The organism is Streptomyces sp. AB3(2024) (assembly GCF_041862025.1).
Classification (GTDB): Bacteria; Actinomycetota; Actinomycetes; order Streptomycetales; family Streptomycetaceae; genus Streptomyces.
In genome coordinates this window covers 86734-104223 of sequence record NZ_JBGWAB010000011.1, presented here as the reverse complement: position 1 = coordinate 104223, position 17490 = coordinate 86734, and the positions used below count along the sequence as shown (strand labels likewise).

Genomic DNA, 17490 nt, shown 5'->3' with positions numbered 1-17490 from the left:
AAGATCATTCCCGAACGACGCCGTCTCCGACGTGAAACGGTCACCCGTCAGCTGCATACCGTCACCCGAATCACCCGCGAAACGGATGATCACACGGTCCACGCGGCGGATTTCCTTGCCGGTTCCATCGGGCGCATGCTCGCTGCGCTGCTCACCGATGGACCCACCGGCCCCGTCGGCCTGCTCGGCCGGGCTACTGACCTGGCTGGTCACTGAACTGGACCTCCTTCGAGGCGCGGGCGTTCGTTCCCAAGGCCAACCCTACGTCCGTGAGGATTTTCGGCCTCTGGGCGCCCGCATTCTGGACCGGCCTTTCGGGGCCGGTCTGTCCGACAGACGTCGTGCTCCAAACGAATATTCCGAATCCCCCGACCTGTGCCGGTGTGCTCTACCTGACAGAGTGTCAGTCGATCAGGACCTCAGATAGGTGAGGACGGCCAGTACGCGCCGGTGATCCCCGTCACTCGGGGACAGCCCGAGCTTCATGAAGATATTGCTGACGTGCTTCTCGACCGCCCCGTCACTGACCACGAGCTGCTTGGCCACGGCGGAATTCGTGCGTCCTTCCGCCATCAGGCCCAGCACCTCCCGCTCGCGCGGGGTCAGGCCGGCCAGGACGTCCTGCTTGCGGCTCCTGCCGAGCAACTGGGCCACGACCTCGGGATCCAGGGCCGTACCGCCCCGGGCCACCCGGACGACGGCGTCGAGGAACTCTCGAATGTCGGCCACGCGATCCTTGAGCAGATACCCCACTCCGGTGCTGGAACCGGCCAACAGTTCGGTGGCGTACTGCTCCTCCACGTACTGGGACAGCACGAGCACCCCGATCCCGGGATGCTCCCGGCGCAGACGTACGGCGGCCCGTACGCCCTCGTCGGTGTGCGTCGGCGGCATCCGGACGTCGGCCACCACCACGTCCGGCAGCGCGTTCTCGGCCGCGAGGTCCGCCACCGTCTTGATCAGGGCTTCCGCGTCCCCGACGCCGGCCACGACGTCATGCCCCCGGTCGGTCAGCAGCCGGGTCAGGCCCTCACGGAGCAGCACTGAATCCTCGGCGATGACCACCCGCACCCTGTCGTCCACGTTCAGCAGCTCCCGCGTCCACTCGTCATCCGCAACCCATTCCCGGCAGCCGGGTTTCCCTGGCCGAGCCAAGCATCCCAGCCCAAAGGCCCGGTAAAGGGCGGTCTTGGTCAACAAGTGCGCGCGGGACGAACGAAATCCGGCCGAATCAAGCCTGGCCGATCAATTCCAGCCGCCCGAGTGGAATCCGGCCCGCCGGGCGGGGCGGTGGCTAGGAGGGGTGCTGGGCCGCGCGGATGGGGGCTGGGCGAATCCAGCTCCGCGGGTGTTGGAGGGGCTGGGCCTGGCAAATCCAGCCCTGCGAGCGAAATTCAGCCTCGCCGGCGTTTGAGGCGCGGGGGTCCGGGTGCGGAGCCCCCGGGAGACGACCCGCACCGATCCGGCAGCCTCCCCGGCGCCTGAGGGGGGAACGGGCGAAGGGCGGGTCGGGGACCAGCCCCGCGCAGCGGCCCCGGGCCCCGGGCCCCGGGATCCGCACCGGGCCCGGGCCCCGATCGGCCGCCCCCCCGGAAGGCCCCCGTACCGGCCCGGCCAGGGCAGCGTCATGCCCGCCAGGGAAGCTCCGCCGTCACCGTGGTCCCCCGCCCCGCCTCGGAGTCCACGACCAGCACCCCGTCCACCGCGTCCAACCGCTCGGAGAGCCCCGCCAGCCCCGTCCCGCCCCGCGGATCGGCCCCGCCCCGTCCGTCGTCCGTGACCTGGACCAGCAGCCGCCCCCCGGACTTCCACACGTCGACGCTCGCGCCCCGCGCCCCCGCGTGCTTGCTGACGTTCTGCAGCAGCTCGGAGACGGTGAAGTACGCGATCCCCTCGATCGCCGCCACCGGGCGGCCCGGCAGGTCCACCGACACCTTCACCGGCACCGCACACCGCGAGGCCACCGAGGACAGCGCCGCGTCCAGGCCCCGGTCGGTCAGCACGGCCGGGTGGATCCCGCGCGCCAGGTCCCGCAGCTCCTGGAGGGCGACCTTGACCTCCCCGTGGGCCGCGTCCACCATCCGCGCGGCCCCCGCCGGGTCCTCCGTCAGCTTCTCCTTCGCCAGACCCAGGTCCATCGCGAGGGCGACGAGCCGTGCCTGGGCCCCGTCGTGCAGGTCCCGTTCGATGCGCCGCAGGTCGGCCGCCGCCGTGTCCACGACCACCCCGCGGTCGGACTCCAGCTCCTGGACCCGGTCGTCGAGGCGGGAGCGCCCCAGCAGCCCGCCGACCAGGATCCGCTCGACGCCGGTCAGCGCGCGGATGACCCAGGGCGTGGCGAGGGTGACCAGCAGCCCGGCCAGGCAGGTGGCCGCCACGGCGACGGGCGAGTCGAGGTAGAAGGTGTACTCGCCGTTCTGGACGAGCTGCAGGCCGGGCTGGTTGGTGAAGGCGGGGAACACCCAGAACCACAGCGGGTACAGCAGGGCGCTCCACCCGTAGGCCCACAGCGTCAGCGCCAGGCAGAAGGCGAACACCGCCCACGGGAAGTGCACCACCGAGTACAGCACGTGGCGCCAGGCGCTCCCGCTCTTGAGCAGCGCCCCCATGCCCGCCAGCGCCCCGCCCTTGGCGGACCGGACCGGCGCCGGTTCGGCGACCGGCATCCGCAGCAGCGACCGTACGCGGCCGCGCTCGATCCGCCCGAAGCCCCGGCACACCAGGAGGACACCGGCCAGGACCGGTACCCCGACGAAGGTGACGAGCAGCCCGGCGCCGAGGGCCACGCCCGTCAGGGCGACGCAGAAGTACAGGGTGCTCAGCGGCAGCCCGATCAGCAGGTACCCGAACTCCCGCCAGGTCCGCGCCGCCACCGGTGCCCGCAGCACGGCGGCGAGCCCGCTGCCGCCCGGCCCGTCGCTGCCGCCCATGCCGTTGCCCATGATCCCGCCCCGCCCTTCCTCGTGTCCTTGTCGGCTCCCAGCCTGCCGCCCGGCCCTATTCCGGACCATGCGGCGGGTCGGCCTCTGCTCCCGGGGGATAACCCCACCCCACTGCGCCCCGCCCCGCCCCGCCCCGCCCCGACCCCGGACCCCGGACCCCGGACCCCGGACCCCCGACCCCGGACCCCGGACCCCGGACCCCGGACCCCCGACCCCGGACCCCGGACCCCCGACCCCGGACCCCGGACACACGGGCGGGGCCTCCGCCCGCCCCGGCCGGAAGCCCCGCTCGATACCCGGATCTACGCCCGTTCCCGCCACGGCAGCTCCGCGGACACCACCGTGCCCTCCCCTTCGGGGGAATCCACCACGAACACCCCGTCCACCGCCCGCAGCCGCTCCGCGAGCCCGGACATCCCCGTCCCCGTCCCGCCGGCCATCCGCGCCCCGCCCCGCCCGTCGTCCGAGACCCGGATCAGCAGCCGCGGCCCCGCCCGCCACACCTCGACGCTCGCGCTCCGCGCCCCCGCGTGCTTGCTGACGTTCTGCAGCAGCTCGGAGACGGTGAAGTACGCGATCCCCTCGATCGCCGCCGCCGGCCGGGCCGGCAGGTCCACCGACACCTTCACCGGCACCAGGCAGCGCGAGGCCACCGAGGACAGGGCCGCGTCCAGGCCCCGGTCGGTCAGCACGGCCGGGTGGATCCCGCGTGCCAGGTCACGCAGCTCCTGGAGGGCGAGCTTCACCTCCCCGTGCGCCTCGTCGACCATCGCCGCCGCCCCCTCCGGGTCCTCCAGCAGCTTCTCCTTCGCCAGACCCAGCCCCATCGCGAGGGCGACGAGCCGTGCCTGGGCCCCGTCGTGCAGGTCCCGTTCGATGCGCCGCAGGTCGGCCGCCGCCGTGTCCACGACCACCCCGCGGCCCGACTCCAGCTCCGCGATGCGCCGCTCCAGCTCGTCCGAGGGCGACAGCAGGCCCCGTACCAGCGCCCGGTCCACATTGGCCATGCCGCGGACCAGGTACGGCAGGACCGGCCACAGCACGAACAGACCCGTCAGCGTTACCGTGAAGGTCAGCACCCCCCACGGCAGCCGGACCAGCTCGTACAGCACGGTCCGCCAGCCCACCGGGTCCTTCACGCCCGCCCACAGCCAGGCGAAGAACCCGCCCGCGCGCCGCGGCCCCGGCAGCGGGGTCGGCTCGGCCACCCGCACCCCCAGCAGGGCCCGCGCGCGTATCCGCTCGAACTTCCCGAGCAGGCGAGTCCCGTAGAGGCCGCAAACGAGCAGGGGCAGTCCGACGGCGGTCACGGACAGTCCACCGGCCGTGGCGACCATGAACACCGTGTAAACAAAACCGATCAACGCCAGCGGCAGATTGCCCAACAGGTGAGCGATCTCCTTCCACGTGACCGCGTCGAAGGCGGGGCGGACGGGAGGAGGGGACGGAGCTTGATCGTTCACGGTCATGCCGGACAGCCTGCCAATTCCGTCCGGCCGATGCCATGGGGCGGCCCGGCGGCAGTGAACGGGGGATAACCCCACCCCGCGCAGCCCAGGCCCTAGACTCCCGTCCGTACCAGATCAACCAGATCGTCGACAGTGGCCGAGGAACGAGGAAACGGACGTGCCCGACCCAACGGTATCGACCGTGACCGTGACCGCCGCGGACTACTTCCGGAGTTATTCGGTCGTCGGCCTGCTCGCGGTCCTCGGCGTGCTCTTCGTGGCGGTGGCCTTCGGCGCCGGCCGCCTGCTGCGGCCCGTCGTCCCGACCCCCGAGAAGCTGCTGACCTACGAGTGCGGTGTGGACCCCGTGGGCGAGGGCTGGGCGCACACCCAGGTCCGCTACTACGTCTACGCCTTCCTCTACGTCATCTTCGCCGTCGACTCGATCTTCCTCTTCCCGTGGGCGACGGTGTTCGCCGCCGCCGGTTACGGCGCCACGACCCTGGTGGAGATGTTCGTCTTCCTCGGTTTCCTGGCCGTCGGCCTGCTCTACGCGTACAAGAAGGGCGTCCTCGAATGGACGTGACACCGCAGGTGGACGTGACTGTCCAGCCCGAGCTGCTCCCGGAGCCCAAGCGCCTGGGAGTCCTCTCCCGCCTCGCCCCGGAGCCCATGAAGGTGGTCCTGAACTGGGGTCGCCGCTACAGCCTGTGGGTGTTCAACTTCGGGCTCGCCTGCTGCGCGATCGAGTTCATCGCCGCCTCCATGGCCCGCCACGACTTCATCCGGCTCGGCGTCATCCCCTTCGCGCCGGGCCCGCGCCAGGCCGACCTGATGATCGTCTCGGGCACGGTGACGGACAAGATGGCCCCGGCCGTCAAGCGGCTCTACGAGCAGATGCCCGAGCCGAAGTACGTCATCTCCTTCGGCGCCTGCTCCAACTGCGGCGGCCCCTACTGGGACTCGTACTCGGTCACCAAGGGCGTCGACCAGATCATCCCGGTCGACGTCTACGTCCCCGGCTGCCCGCCCCGTCCCGAAGCGCTCCTCCAGGGCATCCTCAAGCTCCAGGAGAAGATCGCCCGGGAGTCCCTCGCGGAGCGGTACGCGGCGGCCCCCTCGGTCTCCCAGCTCACCAGCGGCCTCGTCACGCCCCCGCCCGCCCCCGTCTCCGCCCCGGAGGCCGGCGCGTGAACCTCTACGACTCCCTCCCCGACGCGGCCTCCACCGTCTTCGGCGCCGAGGCCGTGGGCTCCTTCTCGTACGACGTCCTCACGGTGGACGTCCCGGTCGGATCCTGGGTCCCCGCCCTGGAGATCGCCCGCGACAAGCTGGGCTGCACCTACTTCGACTGGCTGAGCGCGGTCGACGAGCCCGGCACGGGCTTGCGGATCTGCGCGCACGTCGTCTCCCTGGAGAACCACCGCGTGCGCCGCCTGCTGCTGCGCACCACCGTCCCGCACGCGGCCCCGTCCCTGCCGTCCGCCGTCGCCGTGTACGCCGGGGCCGAATGGCACGAGCGCGAGACGTACGAGATGTTCGGCGTGACCTTCACCGACCACCCGCACCTCGTCCCCCTGCTGCTCCCGGAGAACTTCGAGGGCCACCCGCTGCGCAAGGACTTCGTCCTGGCGGCGCGCGTCGCCAAGGCGTGGCCCGGAGCGAAGGAGCCGGGCGAGGCCCACGACCCGGACGCGCCCAAGCGGCGGCAGATGCTGCCGCCCGGGGTGCCCGACCCGAACGACTGGGGTCCCCTCAAGGGCCAGCTCCCGCCGGCCCCCGCCCGCCCCGCCCGCACCCCGCGCGCGGCCGGCGAGGGCGCCCCCGCCCGCCGTCCGCGTCCGGCCGGGGAGGCCCCGGCGGCCCGCCGCACCCGCTCGGTGACGGAGGGCTCGGCCACCCAGGCGACCCCGACGGCGGAGGCCACTGCTCCGGGTACGGCCGCTCCGGACGCCGCGCGCCCGGTCCGCCGCAGCCGCTCGGTATCGGAGGGCTCGGCGAGCCAGGCGGCCCCGGCGGCGGAGGCCGCTGCTCCGGGGCCCGCAGCCCCGGACGCGGCGCGTCCGGTCCGCCGTAGCCGTTCGGCTTCGGACGGTTCGGCGAGCCAGGCGGCCCCGGCGGGGGACACCGGGACGACCCCGCAGCCGGAGGCCCCCCGGCGCTCCGCCCCGCGCGGCGACGACGCCCCCTGGCACAACCCGAAGCCCGCCTTCGAAGACCCCGGGGGGTCCCCGGCCGCACCCCCGGACCCCGAGGCCAAGCCGGAGCCCAAGCCGGAGCCCAAGGCGGAGCCCCAGGCCGAGCCCAAGCCCGGCACCCCCCAGCCCGAATCCGATCCCGATCCCGACACCACCGGAGGCGACGCGTGAACGACGTCCTCGACGTCGCCCTGCGACTCATCGTCGTCTTCGCCGTCTTCCTCGTGCTCCCGCTCGTCGTCGGACAGACCGAGCACAAGGTGATGGCGCACATGCAGGGCCGCCTAGGCCCCATGTACGCCGGCGGCTTCCACGGCTGGGCCCAGCTCGTCGCCGACGGCGTGAAGTTCGCGCAGAAGGAAGACATCGTCCCGGCCAACGCCGACCGCCGCATCTTCCAGCTCGCCCCGGCCGTCGCCCTGCTGCCGTACCTGCTCGTCCTCCTGGCCATCCCCATCGGGCCGGGCGAGGGCGCCGTCGGCCAGGTCATCGACGCCGGCCTCTTCTTCGCCCTCGCCGTCATGGGCATCGGAGTCCTCGGCTCCCTCATGGGCGGCTGGGCCTCCGCGAACAAGTTCTCCCTGCTGGGCGGCCTCCGCACGGCTGCCCAGCTGCTCGCGTACGAGCTGCCCATGCTGCTCGCCGCCGCCTCCGTGGCCATGGCCGCCGGGACCGTGTCCCTGCCCGGCATCGTCAACGCCTTCGAGTGGTGGTGGCTGCCCTGGCAGATCATCGGCGCGCTCGTCTTCTTCACCGCCGGCCTCGCCGAACTCCAGCGGCCCCCGTTCGACATGCCCGTCGCCGACTCCGAGATCATCTTCGGCGCGTACACCGAGTACACCGGGCTGCGCTTCGCGCTGTTCCTGCTCGCCGAGTACGCCGGCATCGTCGTCCTGTGCGCCCTCACCACCGTCCTCTTCCTGGGCGGCTGGCACGGCCCCTTCGGCGGCGACGGCCTCGGCTGGGTCTGGACCCTCCTCAAGGTCGCCGTCCTCGCCTTCGTCGTGATCTGGCTCCGCGTGAGCTACCCCCGCCTGCGCGAGGACCAGCTCCAGAAGCTCGCCTGGACCGTGCTCATCCCCCTCGCGCTCGCCCAGATCGCGCTCACCGGCATCGTGAAGGTGGCGATCCAGTAATGCCCCCGATCCCCGGATCCGGCCTCGCCAAGGGCCTGGCCGTCACCCTGCGCACGATGACGAAGCGCGCGCACACCGCCCAGTACCCCGAGACGCAGCCCGAGCTCCCGCCCCGCAGCCGCGGGGTCATCGGCCTGTTCGAGGAGAACTGCACGGTCTGCATGCTGTGCGCCCGCGAGTGCCCCGACTGGTGCATCTACATCGACTCCCACAAGGAGACGGTGCCCGCCGCCACCCCCGGCGGCCGCGAGCGCAGCCGCAACGTCCTCGACCGCTTCGCCATCGACTTCTCCCTCTGCATGTACTGCGGCATCTGCATCGAGGTGTGCCCCTTCGACGCCCTCTTCTGGTCGCCGGAGTTCGAGTACGCGGAGACCGACATCCACGAGCTCACCCACGAGCGCGACAAGCTGCGCGAGTGGATGTGGACCGTGCCGGCCCCGCCCGCCCTGGACCCCGCCGCCGAGGAGCCCAAGGAGATCGCCGCCGCCCGCAAGGCCGTGGACAAGGCCGAAGCCGCGGCCGCGGCCGCCGCCGCCCAGGACCGGGCGGCGGACACCGCGCCCGGTACGCCCCCGACCACCCCGGAGGCCGACGCGTGAGCATCGCAACCGCCCCCCTGGCCGCCGCGGGCCACGGCTTCCTCTCGCCGACCGGCGTCGAGATCGCCTTCGTCCTCGTCGGCCTCGCCACCCTCGGCGCCGCCCTCGTCACGGTCACCACCAAGCAGCTCGTGCACGCCGCCCTCTGGCTGGTCGTCGCCCTCGGCGGGATCGCCGTCGAGTACCTGCTGCTGACCGCCGAGTTCATCGCCTGGGTCCAGGTCCTGATCTACCTCGGCTCCGTGGTCGTCCTCCTCCTCTTCGGACTCATGCTCACCAAGGCCCCCATCGGCCGCTCACCGGACGCCGACTCCGGCAACCGCTGGGTCGCCCTCGGCGTCGCCGGTCTCGCGGGCGCCGCGCTCGTCTGGGTCGTGGTCGACGCCTTCCGCACCACCTGGATCGACCTCGACGGGCCCGCCCAGGGCTCCACCAAGGTCACCGGCGAGATCCTCTTCCAGCACTGGGTGCTCCCCTTCGAAGCACTCTCCGTCCTCCTCCTCGCGGCCCTCATCGGCGCCATCGTGCTCTCCCAGCGCAACACCGCCGCCGAGGAAGCCGCCGACGCCGCCGCCCGCACCGGGAAGGGCCAGCGCTGATGCACCTCGCCTACCCCGCCGTCCTGGCGGCGCTCCTGTTCGCCACCGGCCTCTACGGCGTGCTCGCCCGCCGCAACGCCATCCTGGTCCTGATGTCCGTCGAGCTGATGCTCAACGCCGTCAACCTCAACCTGGTGGCCTTCGACGTCTGGCTGCGCGACACCCTCCACGCCGGACAGGCCCTCACCCTCTTCACGATCGCCATCGCCGCCGCCGAGATCGGCATCGGCCTCGCGATCGTGCTGATGGTGTACCGCAACCGCGGCACCTCGGACATCGACAAGCTGCGCGACACCGCCGAGGGCCACGAGCCCGCCCGGCCCGACGACAACACCGCCCGGCCGGAGGTCGCCGCGTGAGCACCACGACCCTCGCGGTCCTCGTCCCCGTCCTGCCCTTCCTCGGTGCGGTGGCAGGCCTGCTCCTCGGCCGCACCGCCCCCGGATTCGTCCGGCCGCTCGCCATTCTGCCGACGCTGGGCGCCGCCGTACTGGCCGTGTTCGTCGCCGTCCGCCAGGGCGGCGGCCCGGCCATCGAGACCGCCACCGAACTGACCCCGACCGGCTCGGTGCCCATCGACCTGTCGCTGTACCTGGACGGCTTCGCCGTCCTCGTCGCCGTCCTCGTGGGCGTCGTCGCCACCTGCGTACAGCTCTACTCGACGGCCTACCTCCGCGACGACCCGCGCTACCCCTCGTACGCCGCGCTCGTCTCCCTCTTCACCTCCGCCATGCTCCTCGTCGTCTACTCCGGCGACCTGATGGTGCTGCTCGTCGGCTGGGAGGTCATGGGCATCTGCTCGTACTTCCTGGTCGGCCACTACTGGGAGACCGAAGCAGCCCGCTCCGCCTCCCTCAAGGCCTTCCTCGTCACCAAGCTCGGCGACGTCCCCTTCCTCATCGGGCTGTTCGCCCTCGCCACCGACGCCGACTCCTTCCAGATCACCAAGATCCTGGGCACCGTCGCCTCCGGCGGGCTCGACCACCCGACGCTGATCGCGCTGCTCCTGCTCGCGGGCGTCGCTGGCAAGTCCGCCCAGTTCCCGCTGCACACCTGGCTCCCGGACGCCATGGCCGGCCCCACCCCCGTCTCCGCGCTGATCCACGCCGCGACGATGGTCGCCGCCGGCATCTACTTCGTCGCCCGCCTCCTGCCCGTCTTCGAGGCCTCGCGCGCCGCCCTGGTCGTCATGGCCGTCATGGCGGCCGTCACGATGATCGGCTCCGCCCTCGCCGCCCTGGCCCAGGACGACATCAAGCGGGTGCTCGCCTACTCCACGATCGGCCAGCTCGGCTACATGACCGGGGCCCTGGCCGTCGGCGACCGCGCGGCCGCCGTCTTCCACCTCCTGTCCCACGGCGCCTTCAAGGCGCTCCTCTTCCTCGGCGCGGGCGTCATCATCCACGCCGCCGGAACGAACTCCCTGGCCGCCATGTCCCGCATGGACGGCCTGGCCAAGCGCATCCCCGACGCCTTCTGGACGATGACGATCGCGCTGCTCGCGCTCGCCGCCATCCCGCCCTTCGCCGGCTTCTTCTCCAAGGAAGCCGTCCTCGTCGCCGCCGAGCAGACCGCGACCGGACACTCCGACACCGCCCCCGGCGCGGCCGGCTGGCTGGTGCTCGTCGCCGGCGTGCTGACGGCCCTGCTCACCGCCGCCTACGCCACCCGGCTGTGGCTGATGGCCTTCCGCGGCCGGGGCGCGGCCGCCCCCGACCACGGCAAGGAGCCCGTCGCCATGACCGGCGTGCTGTGGCTGCTGGCGATCCCCACGGTCGGCTTCGGCCTCGCCGCCGGAAACCTCGCCGACTGGTTCGGCGGCCGGGAGCTCACCCCGACCGTGGCCACCTCGGTCCTCGGCACGGGCGCCGCCCTCATCGGCGTGGTCCTCACCTACGGCCTCTGGCAGCGCGCCGCGGCCAAGGCCGCCGCCGTCACCGCCGGCGCCACGGCCGCGCCCGCCCCCGGAACGGCCCCCGCCGGCCCGGCCACGGGCGCCCCCGTGCCCGCCTCCGTCGCCGCCGACGAATCCGCCGCGCTCGCCGCCGTGTCCGCCGCCGAGACCCCCGAGGTCGCCGAGGTCACCCACGACCACCCCGCCGTCCCGGCCGGGCCCGCCCCCGACCCGGGCCGCGCGTTCCTCGGCCCCCTGCACCGCCACGCCGCCGACGGCTTCCACCTCGACGCCGTCTACGACCGGCTGTTCATCCGCCCCGTCCGGGCCGCCGCGACCCTGGTCCGCTTCCTCGACCGCGAGGTCGTGGACACGTACGTCCGCGGCGCGGGCGCAGGCCCCCGGCTGCTCGGCGCCCTCGTACGCCGGGCCCAGACCGGCAACGTGCAGAGCTACCTGAGCGCCCTGCTCGCCGGCGCCGTGGTCCTGGCGATCGCCACCGCCGTCCTCGCCAACGTCAACGCCGGATCGTGAGCCGTGAGTCAGCCGTGATTGATATCAGCCCGTCCGTGATGCAGTTCCTTCTGGCGTTCACCGTGGCCGTGCCGCTCCTCGGGTCCGTCGCGGCCCTGCTGCCCGCCCCGCCCGGCCTCAAGGGCAAGAACCCCGACCAAGCGGTCCTCCGCCACGGCGTCACCGTCACCGGAGTCGTCCTCGCCGCGGCGATCGCCCTCGCCCTGGGCTTCGACCACGACGCCCCGTCCCGCTTCCAGGCGACGACGGACATCAGCTGGATCCCGGCGCTGGACATCCGGATCCACCTCGGCATCGACGGCATCTCGCTCCCCCTCCTCCTGATGACCGCGCTGCTGTTCTTCCTCTGCGCGGTGTACAGCTACTTCAAGCTCCCCGAGGGCCCCTCCCCGAAGGCCTTCGTCTCCCTGCTGCTCGTCCTGGAGGCCGGCACCCTCGCGACCTTCGCCGTCCTCGACCTGCTGCTCTTCTTCCTCGCCTTCGAGATGGTCCTCATCCCGATGTACTTCCTCATCGCCCGCTGGGGAGGCGCTCAGCGGCAGGCCGCCGCCTGGAAGTTCATCCTGTACACCCTCCTCGGCTCCGTGGTCATGCTCCTCGGACTGCTGCTGATCGGACTGAACAGCGGCACCTTCGACATGGTGGCACTCGCCTCTGACAACGGCCGCGAACTGTCCCACACCACCCAGGTCCTGGCCGTCCTGGCCATCGGTCTCGGCCTCGCCGTGAAGACCCCGATGTGGCCGCTGCACAGCTGGCTGCCGGACGCCCACACCGCCGCCCCCACCGTCGGCTCCGTGCTGCTCGCGGGCGTGATGCTGAAGATGGGCACGTACGGGTTCGTCCGCATCCTGCTGCCCGTCACCCCCGAGGGCATGCACACCTTCGCCCCGTACCTCGGCGCCTTCGCCGCCGTCGGCATCGTCTACGGATCCCTCGCCTGCCTGTCCCTCGCCCGCAAGGGCAACAAGGGCGACCTCAAGCGGCTCATCGCCTACTCCTCCGTGGGCCACATGGGCTTCGTCCTGCTCGGCATCGCCACCCTTACCCCCACCGGGGTCAACGGCGCGCTGTTCGCGAACATCGCCCACGGCCTGATCACCGGCCTCCTCTTCTTCCTGGTCGGCGCCCTCAAGGACCGCTACGGCAGCAGCGACCTCGACACCCTCGCCGGAGTCACCGGCGCGGCCCTCTACGGCCGCGCCCCCCGCCTCGGCGCGCTCCTGGCCTTCGCCGCCGTCGCCTCCCTCGGACTGCCCGGCCTGGCCGGCTTCTGGGGCGAGATGCTGGCCCTGTTCGGCGCCTTCGACCCGGCCGAGGGCCTGTCCCGCCCGGCCTTCCTCACCTACATGGCCGTCGGCGCGTTCGGCACCCTGCTGACCGCCGCCTACCTGCTGATCGTCGTACGGCGCGTCTGCATGGGCGACCCGAAGGCCGGTCCCGAGGTCTCCCTCGCGGACGTCCAGCACTACGAGTTCGCCGCCTGGACCCCGCTGGTCGCCCTCACCGTCCTCGCCGGCCTGTGGCCCGCGACCCTCCTCGGCCTCACCGACCCGGCCGTCCAGAAGCTCCTCGCAGGAGGCAACGCATGACGGCCCCCACGGTCCTCGCCGCCGACACCGCCACCCTGGTCCAGTCCGTCGACTGGCTCGCGATCGCGCCCGTCGTCGTCCCCGCCGCCGTCGCCCTGCTCGTCCTGGTCGCCGACCTCTTCGTACCGGAGGCCCGCAAGCCGCTCCTCGGCTGGATCTCGGTCGCCGGCCTGGCCGTCGCGACCGCCGCCCTGCTGCCGCTGCGCGCCGGGAACCGCACCACCTTCTGCCTCACCGGCGACCCCACCGCGTGCAGCTACACCGCCGACCACTTCGCCCTCGTCATCCAGTTCCTGGTCCTGGCCGGAGCCCTGGTCACCGCCCTGCTGTCGCTGACCGCCGTCCGCGAGGGGCGCATCCCGGCCGGCGAGTACTGGTTCCTGCTGCTCTCCTCCGCCGCCGGCGCGGCCCTGCTGCCCGCCGCGCGCGACCTCGCGACCCTGATCGTCGCCCTCGAAGTCGCCTCGCTGCCGGCCTTCGCCCTCGTCGGCATGCGCCGCGGCGACCGGCTCTCCTCCGAGGCCGCCCTCAAGTTCTTCCTGTCCTCGGTCACCGCCACCGCCGTGTCCCTGATGGGCGTCAGCTTCGTCTACGGCGCCACCGGCTCCCTGCACCTGTCCCAGGTCGCCGACCGGCTCGAAGACGTCCCGGGGCAGCTCGACAACCTCGCCATGGCGGGCGTCGCGCTCACCCTCGTCGGCTTCGCCTTCAAGACCGCGGCCGTGCCCTTCCACTTCTGGGTCCCGGACACCTACGTGGGTGCCCCGCTGCCCGTCGCCGGCTACCTCTCCGTGATCGGCAAGGCCGTCGGTTTCACCGGCCTCGTCCTCGTCACCGTGATCGCCTTCCCGGCGTACTCCGACGTCTGGGGCCCTGCCCTGGCCGTCCTCGCCGCGCTCACCATGACCCTCGGCAACGCCGCCGCCCTGCGCCAGTCCCCGGACCGCCCCAACAGCGCAGTCCGGCTGCTCGCCTGGTCCTCCGTGGGCCAGGCCGGCTACCTGCTCGTCCCGATCGCCGCGGCCGCGTACTCCGACCGCGACCAGATCGGCTCCACCGTCGCCTACGCCCTGATGTACGCCACCGTGAACCTCGGCGCCTTCTCCGTGGCCGCCCTGGTCGCCCGTACGAAGCCGCTGAACCGCATCAGCGACTACCGGGGCCTGTACGCCGAGCGCCCCCTCGCCGCCCTCTCGATGGCCTTCTTCCTGCTCTGCCTGGCCGGCCTGCCGCCCGGCATCATCGGCCTCTTCGCCAAGGTCGTCGTCTTCCGGTCCGCCGTCGACGCGGGCCTGGGGTGGCTCGCCGTGCTCATGGCCTTCAACGTCGTCGTCGCCCTGTACTACTACCTGCGCTGGACGGCGCTCCTCTTCCGCCCCGCGCGGGAGGGAGCGGCCGAGGGGGCCGTACACACGAAGACGCCCCCGCCGGTCAAGGCCGCGATCGCCCTCACCGCCGTCACCGCCCTGGTCCTGTCCGGAGCCCCCCAGCTGGTCCTGCGGTTCGCCTCGGGCACCCTCTTCCCGCAGTAGCCCGACGCGGCCACCCGAACGGAGCAACGCCCGCCGCCGCCCCCGGCCCAGGCCACGGGGGCGGCGGCGCCGTCGTGCCCGGGGAACCAGAAGCCGCCACCTCGCGTTGACCAGGAAGGGAAGGTCCACTGGACCGAAGACCCTCGGACAGGACGGGGTTCCCCTGCCGCACCACTTGGAGGGCGTACCGTGCACCGCCGGCACAACGGGCTGAAGACCGCCGTACTCCTCGGCGGGCTGTCCGCACTCATCATCCTCATCGGAAGCTTCTTCGGACGGGGCGGCCTGATCATCGCCGTCATCGTCGCCCTGGGGACGAACGCGTACGCGTACTGGAACAGCGACAAGCTGGCTCTACGCGCGATGCGCGCCCGGCCCGTCAGCGAATTCGAAGCCCCCGAGCTCTACCGGATGGTGCGCGAGCTCTCCACGTCCGCGCGCCAGCCCATGCCACGGCTCTACATCTCCCCGACCGAGGCCCCCAACGCCTTCGCCACCGGCCGCAACCCGCGCAACGCCGCCGTCTGCTGCACCGAGGGCATCCTGCGGATCCTCGACGAGCGGGAGCTGCGCGGGGTCATCGGCCACGAGCTGAGTCACGTCTACAACCGGGACATCCTGATCTCGTCGGTCGCCGGAGCCCTGGCCTCCGTGATCATGTTCCTGGTGAACTTCGCCTGGCTGATCCCGATCGGCCGGTCCAACGACGACGAGGGCCCCGGCCTCATCGGTATGCTGCTGATCATGATCCTCGGCCCGCTGGCCGCCTCCGTGATCCAGCTCGCCATCAGCCGCTCGCGCGAGTACGAGGCGGACGCCTCCGGGGCCCAGCTCACCGGCGACCCCCTCGCGCTGGCCAGCGCCCTGCGCAAGCTGGACGCCGGCACCAAGCAGCTTCCCCTGCCCCCGGAACCCCGACTGGAGACGGCGAGCCACATGATGATCGCCAACCCGTTCCGGCCCGGCGAGGGGCTCTCCAAGATGTTCTCGACGCATCCTCCGATGGCCGAGCGCATCGCCCGACTCGAACAGATGGCAGGACGCGGCCAGTGAAAACCATCCTGAACGTCATTTGGCTCGTGCTCAGCGGGATCTGGCTCTTCCTCGGCTACTGCCTCGCCGGGGTACTGCTGTGCATCACCATCATCGGCATCCCGTTCGGCATCGCGGCCTTCCGCATCGCCGTCTACGCCCTCTGGCCCTTCGGCTACACCACGGTCGAGCGCCACGACTCCGGCGCCGGCTCCTGCATCGGCAACGTCCTGTGGCTGGTCCTCGCCGGCTGGTGGCTCGCCATCGGCCACATCGTCACCGGCATTGCCCTGTGCATCACGATCATCGGCATCCCCTTCGGCATCGCCAACTTCAAGATGGTCCCCCTCTCCCTGCTCCCGCTGGGCCGCGAAATCGTCCCGACGGACGCCCCCTTCGCCTCCCGCTGACCCCGCTCCACAACCCCCCGGCGGCCCTGCCTCCGGGGGGTTATCCACAGGCCTGGCGGAGTGTCGGTGGCGTGCCTCACCATGAACACATGAACGAGACCGAGCAGTTGCTCCAGCAAGTCGTATGCCGCTCAAGCCCCTGCCCGCGCCGCCCCCGCACCGCCCGCAGGACAGGCCCTGCGGGCGGTACGGGGACCCGCCCGGCCGCACCCGTGCGGCCTCGCTCCGCCTCCCTCCGGCCCCCGCACCGCCGCCGTTCGCCGGAGCTCGCGCGGGGGAGGGGCGAGCCCCGGAGACGCCCCCTCGAACCCGCTCCAGCCCGCGTTCAGCTCCCGGAGCCCGACCGGCGTCGCACCCCGTAGGACAGCGCCCCCAGCGCCAGCACCGCGGCCCCCGTCACCGTCGAGGCGAGGGGCAGCGCGCAGCCGAGCAGTACACAGCCGGACAGCCCGACCGCTGCCACGGCCCGATCCTTGACAGCTGAACCGAGAGTCCACGCGGAGGCGTTCGCGATCGCGTAGTAGGCCAGCACTCCGAAGGAGGAGAAGCCGATCGCGCCCCGCAGATCGACCGTGGCCGCGAGCACCGCCACCACCGCGCCCACGGCCGCCTCGGCATGGTGCGGGACCTGCCGCCGGGGATGGACGGCGGCCAGCGGACGCGGCAGATGGCCGTCCCGGGCCATCGCCAGGACGGTCCGCGACACCCCGAGCACCAGGGCCAGCAGGGAGCCCAGCGCGGCCAGCGCCGCCCCCACCCGCACCACCGGCGCCAGTCCGGGCCACCCGGCCGCCCGCACCGCGTCCGCCAGCGGGGCCGTCGACCCCGCCAGCACGTCGGCCCCGAGCACCGACAGCACCGCCACCGTCACGGCGGCGTACACGCACAGGGCGATCCCCAGCGCGATCGGCACCGCGCGCGGGATCGTGCGCTCCGGATCGCGCACCTCCTCGCCCAGGGTGGTGATCCGGGCGTAGCCCGCGAAGGCGAAGAACAGCAGCCCCGCCCCCTGCAGCACCCCGACCGCGCCGGGGTCCGCCCCGCCGAGCCGGCCGGACTGCGCCGCCCCCGACGTCAGGCACGCCACCACCACCGCGGCCAGCACGGCCAGTACCGCCGCCACGATCAGCCGGGCGATCCGGGCGGACTTCCGCACCCCGCCGTAGCCCGCCGCGGTCACCGCCACCACCGCCAGGGCGGCCACGACGTGCTCCCGTCCGGGCCACACGTACGCGCCCACGGTCAGCGCCATCGCCGCGCAGGAGGCCGTCTTGCCCACCACGAAGCCCCAGCCGGCCAGGTACCCCCAGAAAGGACCGAGCCGCTCGCGCCCGTACACGTACGTCCCGCCGGAGGACGGATACCGGGCGGCGAGCCGCGCCGAGGAACGGGCGTTGCAGTAGGCCACCAGGGCCGCCACCGCCAGAGCGCCCAGGAGGGCGCCGCCCGCCGCCCGCGCCGCCGGGGCCAGGGCCGCGAAGATCCCGGCGCCGACCATCGCACCCAGCCCCACCACGACCGCGTCCGACACGCCCAGGGTGCGTCTCAACTCGTTGTCCACGCGCGGAGGG

16 protein-coding genes and 1 pseudogene are annotated in these 17490 nt (G+C 72.8%); 12 read left to right on the top strand and 5 right to left on the bottom strand.

Annotated elements, in window-relative coordinates; genetic code table 11:
* From ACEPPI_RS07720 to ACEPPI_RS07705, 4 genes and pseudogenes are all read right to left on the bottom strand, one after another.
* Positions 1-213, bottom strand: a pseudogene (locus ACEPPI_RS07720) (2-oxoglutarate ferredoxin oxidoreductase subunit alpha); the annotation flags it as partial.
* Between the two features lie 198 nt (positions 214-411).
* Positions 412-1071: a LuxR C-terminal-related transcriptional regulator gene (locus tag ACEPPI_RS07715; RefSeq protein WP_373914461.1), complete on the bottom strand. Its 660-nt coding sequence runs from the start codon at positions 1069-1071 to the stop codon at positions 412-414.
* A gap of 554 nt (positions 1072-1625) precedes the next feature.
* A complete protein-coding gene (locus tag ACEPPI_RS07710; RefSeq protein ID WP_373914458.1) occupies positions 1626-2942 on the bottom strand; it encodes a sensor histidine kinase in 1317 nt (438 codons plus the stop codon).
* Positions 2943-3244: 302 nt separating this feature from the next.
* Entirely contained in the window at positions 3245-4411 is a 1167-nt protein-coding gene (locus ACEPPI_RS07705; RefSeq protein ID WP_373914457.1) for a sensor histidine kinase, read from the bottom strand.
* A 157-nt stretch (positions 4412-4568) separates the two neighbouring features.
* On the opposite strand from ACEPPI_RS07705, the gene ACEPPI_RS07700 reads away from it, so the two are divergent.
* From ACEPPI_RS07700 to ACEPPI_RS07645, 12 genes are all read left to right on the top strand, one after another.
* Positions 4569-4976 (top strand): NADH-quinone oxidoreductase subunit A, encoded by a 408-nt coding sequence (locus ACEPPI_RS07700; RefSeq protein ID WP_030241197.1) that lies wholly within the window; start codon positions 4569-4571, stop codon positions 4974-4976.
* On the top strand, positions 4967-5584 hold the full coding sequence (locus tag ACEPPI_RS07695) for an NADH-quinone oxidoreductase subunit B family protein (protein WP_266841090.1): 618 nt from the start codon (positions 4967-4969) through the stop codon (positions 5582-5584). The genes ACEPPI_RS07700 and ACEPPI_RS07695 overlap by 10 nt, the downstream gene beginning before the upstream one ends.
* Positions 5581-6759 carry an NADH-quinone oxidoreductase subunit C gene (locus tag ACEPPI_RS07690; RefSeq protein WP_373914456.1) on the top strand — a complete coding sequence of 393 codons (1179 nt, stop codon included), beginning with the start codon at positions 5581-5583 and terminating at the stop codon, positions 6757-6759. Before ACEPPI_RS07695 ends, ACEPPI_RS07690 begins: the two co-directional genes overlap by 4 nt.
* On the top strand, positions 6756-7724 hold the full coding sequence (locus tag ACEPPI_RS07685; RefSeq protein WP_373914455.1) for an NADH-quinone oxidoreductase subunit H: 969 nt from the start codon (positions 6756-6758) through the stop codon (positions 7722-7724). Before ACEPPI_RS07690 ends, ACEPPI_RS07685 begins: the two co-directional genes overlap by 4 nt.
* Entirely contained in the window at positions 7724-8326 is a 603-nt protein-coding gene (locus tag ACEPPI_RS07680) for an NADH-quinone oxidoreductase subunit I (RefSeq protein WP_373914454.1), read from the top strand. The genes ACEPPI_RS07685 and ACEPPI_RS07680 overlap by 1 nt, the downstream gene beginning before the upstream one ends.
* Positions 8323-8925, top strand: a complete 603-nt coding sequence (locus ACEPPI_RS07675; protein ID WP_373914453.1) for an NADH-quinone oxidoreductase subunit J — start codon at positions 8323-8325, stop codon at positions 8923-8925. Before ACEPPI_RS07680 ends, ACEPPI_RS07675 begins: the two co-directional genes overlap by 4 nt.
* A complete protein-coding gene (nuoK, locus tag ACEPPI_RS07670; protein ID WP_373914452.1) occupies positions 8925-9284 on the top strand; it encodes an NADH-quinone oxidoreductase subunit NuoK in 360 nt (119 codons plus the stop codon). The genes ACEPPI_RS07675 and nuoK overlap by 1 nt, the downstream gene beginning before the upstream one ends.
* The gene (locus tag ACEPPI_RS07665; protein WP_373914451.1) at positions 9281-11353 is read left to right on the top strand and encodes an NADH-quinone oxidoreductase subunit L; all 2073 of its coding nucleotides are present in this window, start codon (positions 9281-9283) and stop codon (positions 11351-11353) included. The genes nuoK and ACEPPI_RS07665 overlap by 4 nt, the downstream gene beginning before the upstream one ends.
* 38 nt (positions 11354-11391) lie before the next feature.
* A complete protein-coding gene (locus ACEPPI_RS07660; protein WP_373914460.1) occupies positions 11392-12945 on the top strand; it encodes a NuoM family protein in 1554 nt (517 codons plus the stop codon).
* Positions 12942-14477 (top strand): NADH-quinone oxidoreductase subunit N, encoded by a 1536-nt coding sequence (locus ACEPPI_RS07655; RefSeq protein ID WP_373914450.1) that lies wholly within the window; start codon positions 12942-12944, stop codon positions 14475-14477. Before ACEPPI_RS07660 ends, ACEPPI_RS07655 begins: the two co-directional genes overlap by 4 nt.
* A gap of 189 nt (positions 14478-14666) precedes the next feature.
* Positions 14667-15530 (top strand): zinc metalloprotease HtpX, encoded by an 864-nt coding sequence (gene htpX, locus ACEPPI_RS07650; protein WP_373914449.1) that lies wholly within the window; start codon positions 14667-14669, stop codon positions 15528-15530.
* Positions 15527-15919 (top strand): YccF domain-containing protein, encoded by a 393-nt coding sequence (locus tag ACEPPI_RS07645; RefSeq protein WP_356223292.1) that lies wholly within the window; start codon positions 15527-15529, stop codon positions 15917-15919. Before htpX ends, ACEPPI_RS07645 begins: the two co-directional genes overlap by 4 nt.
* A 325-nt stretch (positions 15920-16244) precedes the next feature.
* Here ACEPPI_RS07645 and ACEPPI_RS07640 read toward each other — a convergent pair whose 3' ends face one another.
* Positions 16245-17480 (bottom strand): APC family permease, encoded by a 1236-nt coding sequence (locus tag ACEPPI_RS07640; RefSeq protein ID WP_373914448.1) that lies wholly within the window; start codon positions 17478-17480, stop codon positions 16245-16247.
* Between the last annotated feature and the right edge of the window lie 10 nt (positions 17481-17490).

What these genes read in the sequence shown, in the direction of transcription:
- nuoK (WP_373914452.1), top strand. Translation starts at nt 8,925, where the DNA reads ATGCACCTCGCCTACCCCGCCGTCCTGGCGGCGCTCCTGTTCGCCACC.
- ACEPPI_RS07695 (WP_266841090.1), top strand. Translation starts at nt 4,967, where the DNA reads ATGGACGTGACACCGCAGGTGGACGTGACTGTCCAGCCCGAGCTGCTC.
- ACEPPI_RS07710 (WP_373914458.1), bottom strand. Translation starts at nt 2,942, where the DNA reads ATGGGCAACGGCATGGGCGGCAGCGACGGGCCGGGCGGCAGCGGGCTC.
- ACEPPI_RS07655 (WP_373914450.1), top strand. Translation starts at nt 12,942, where the DNA reads ATGACGGCCCCCACGGTCCTCGCCGCCGACACCGCCACCCTGGTCCAG.
- ACEPPI_RS07660 (WP_373914460.1), top strand. Translation starts at nt 11,392, where the DNA reads ATGCAGTTCCTTCTGGCGTTCACCGTGGCCGTGCCGCTCCTCGGGTCC.
- ACEPPI_RS07705 (WP_373914457.1), bottom strand. Translation starts at nt 4,411, where the DNA reads ATGACCGTGAACGATCAAGCTCCGTCCCCTCCTCCCGTCCGCCCCGCC.
- ACEPPI_RS07680 (WP_373914454.1), top strand. Translation starts at nt 7,724, where the DNA reads ATGCCCCCGATCCCCGGATCCGGCCTCGCCAAGGGCCTGGCCGTCACC.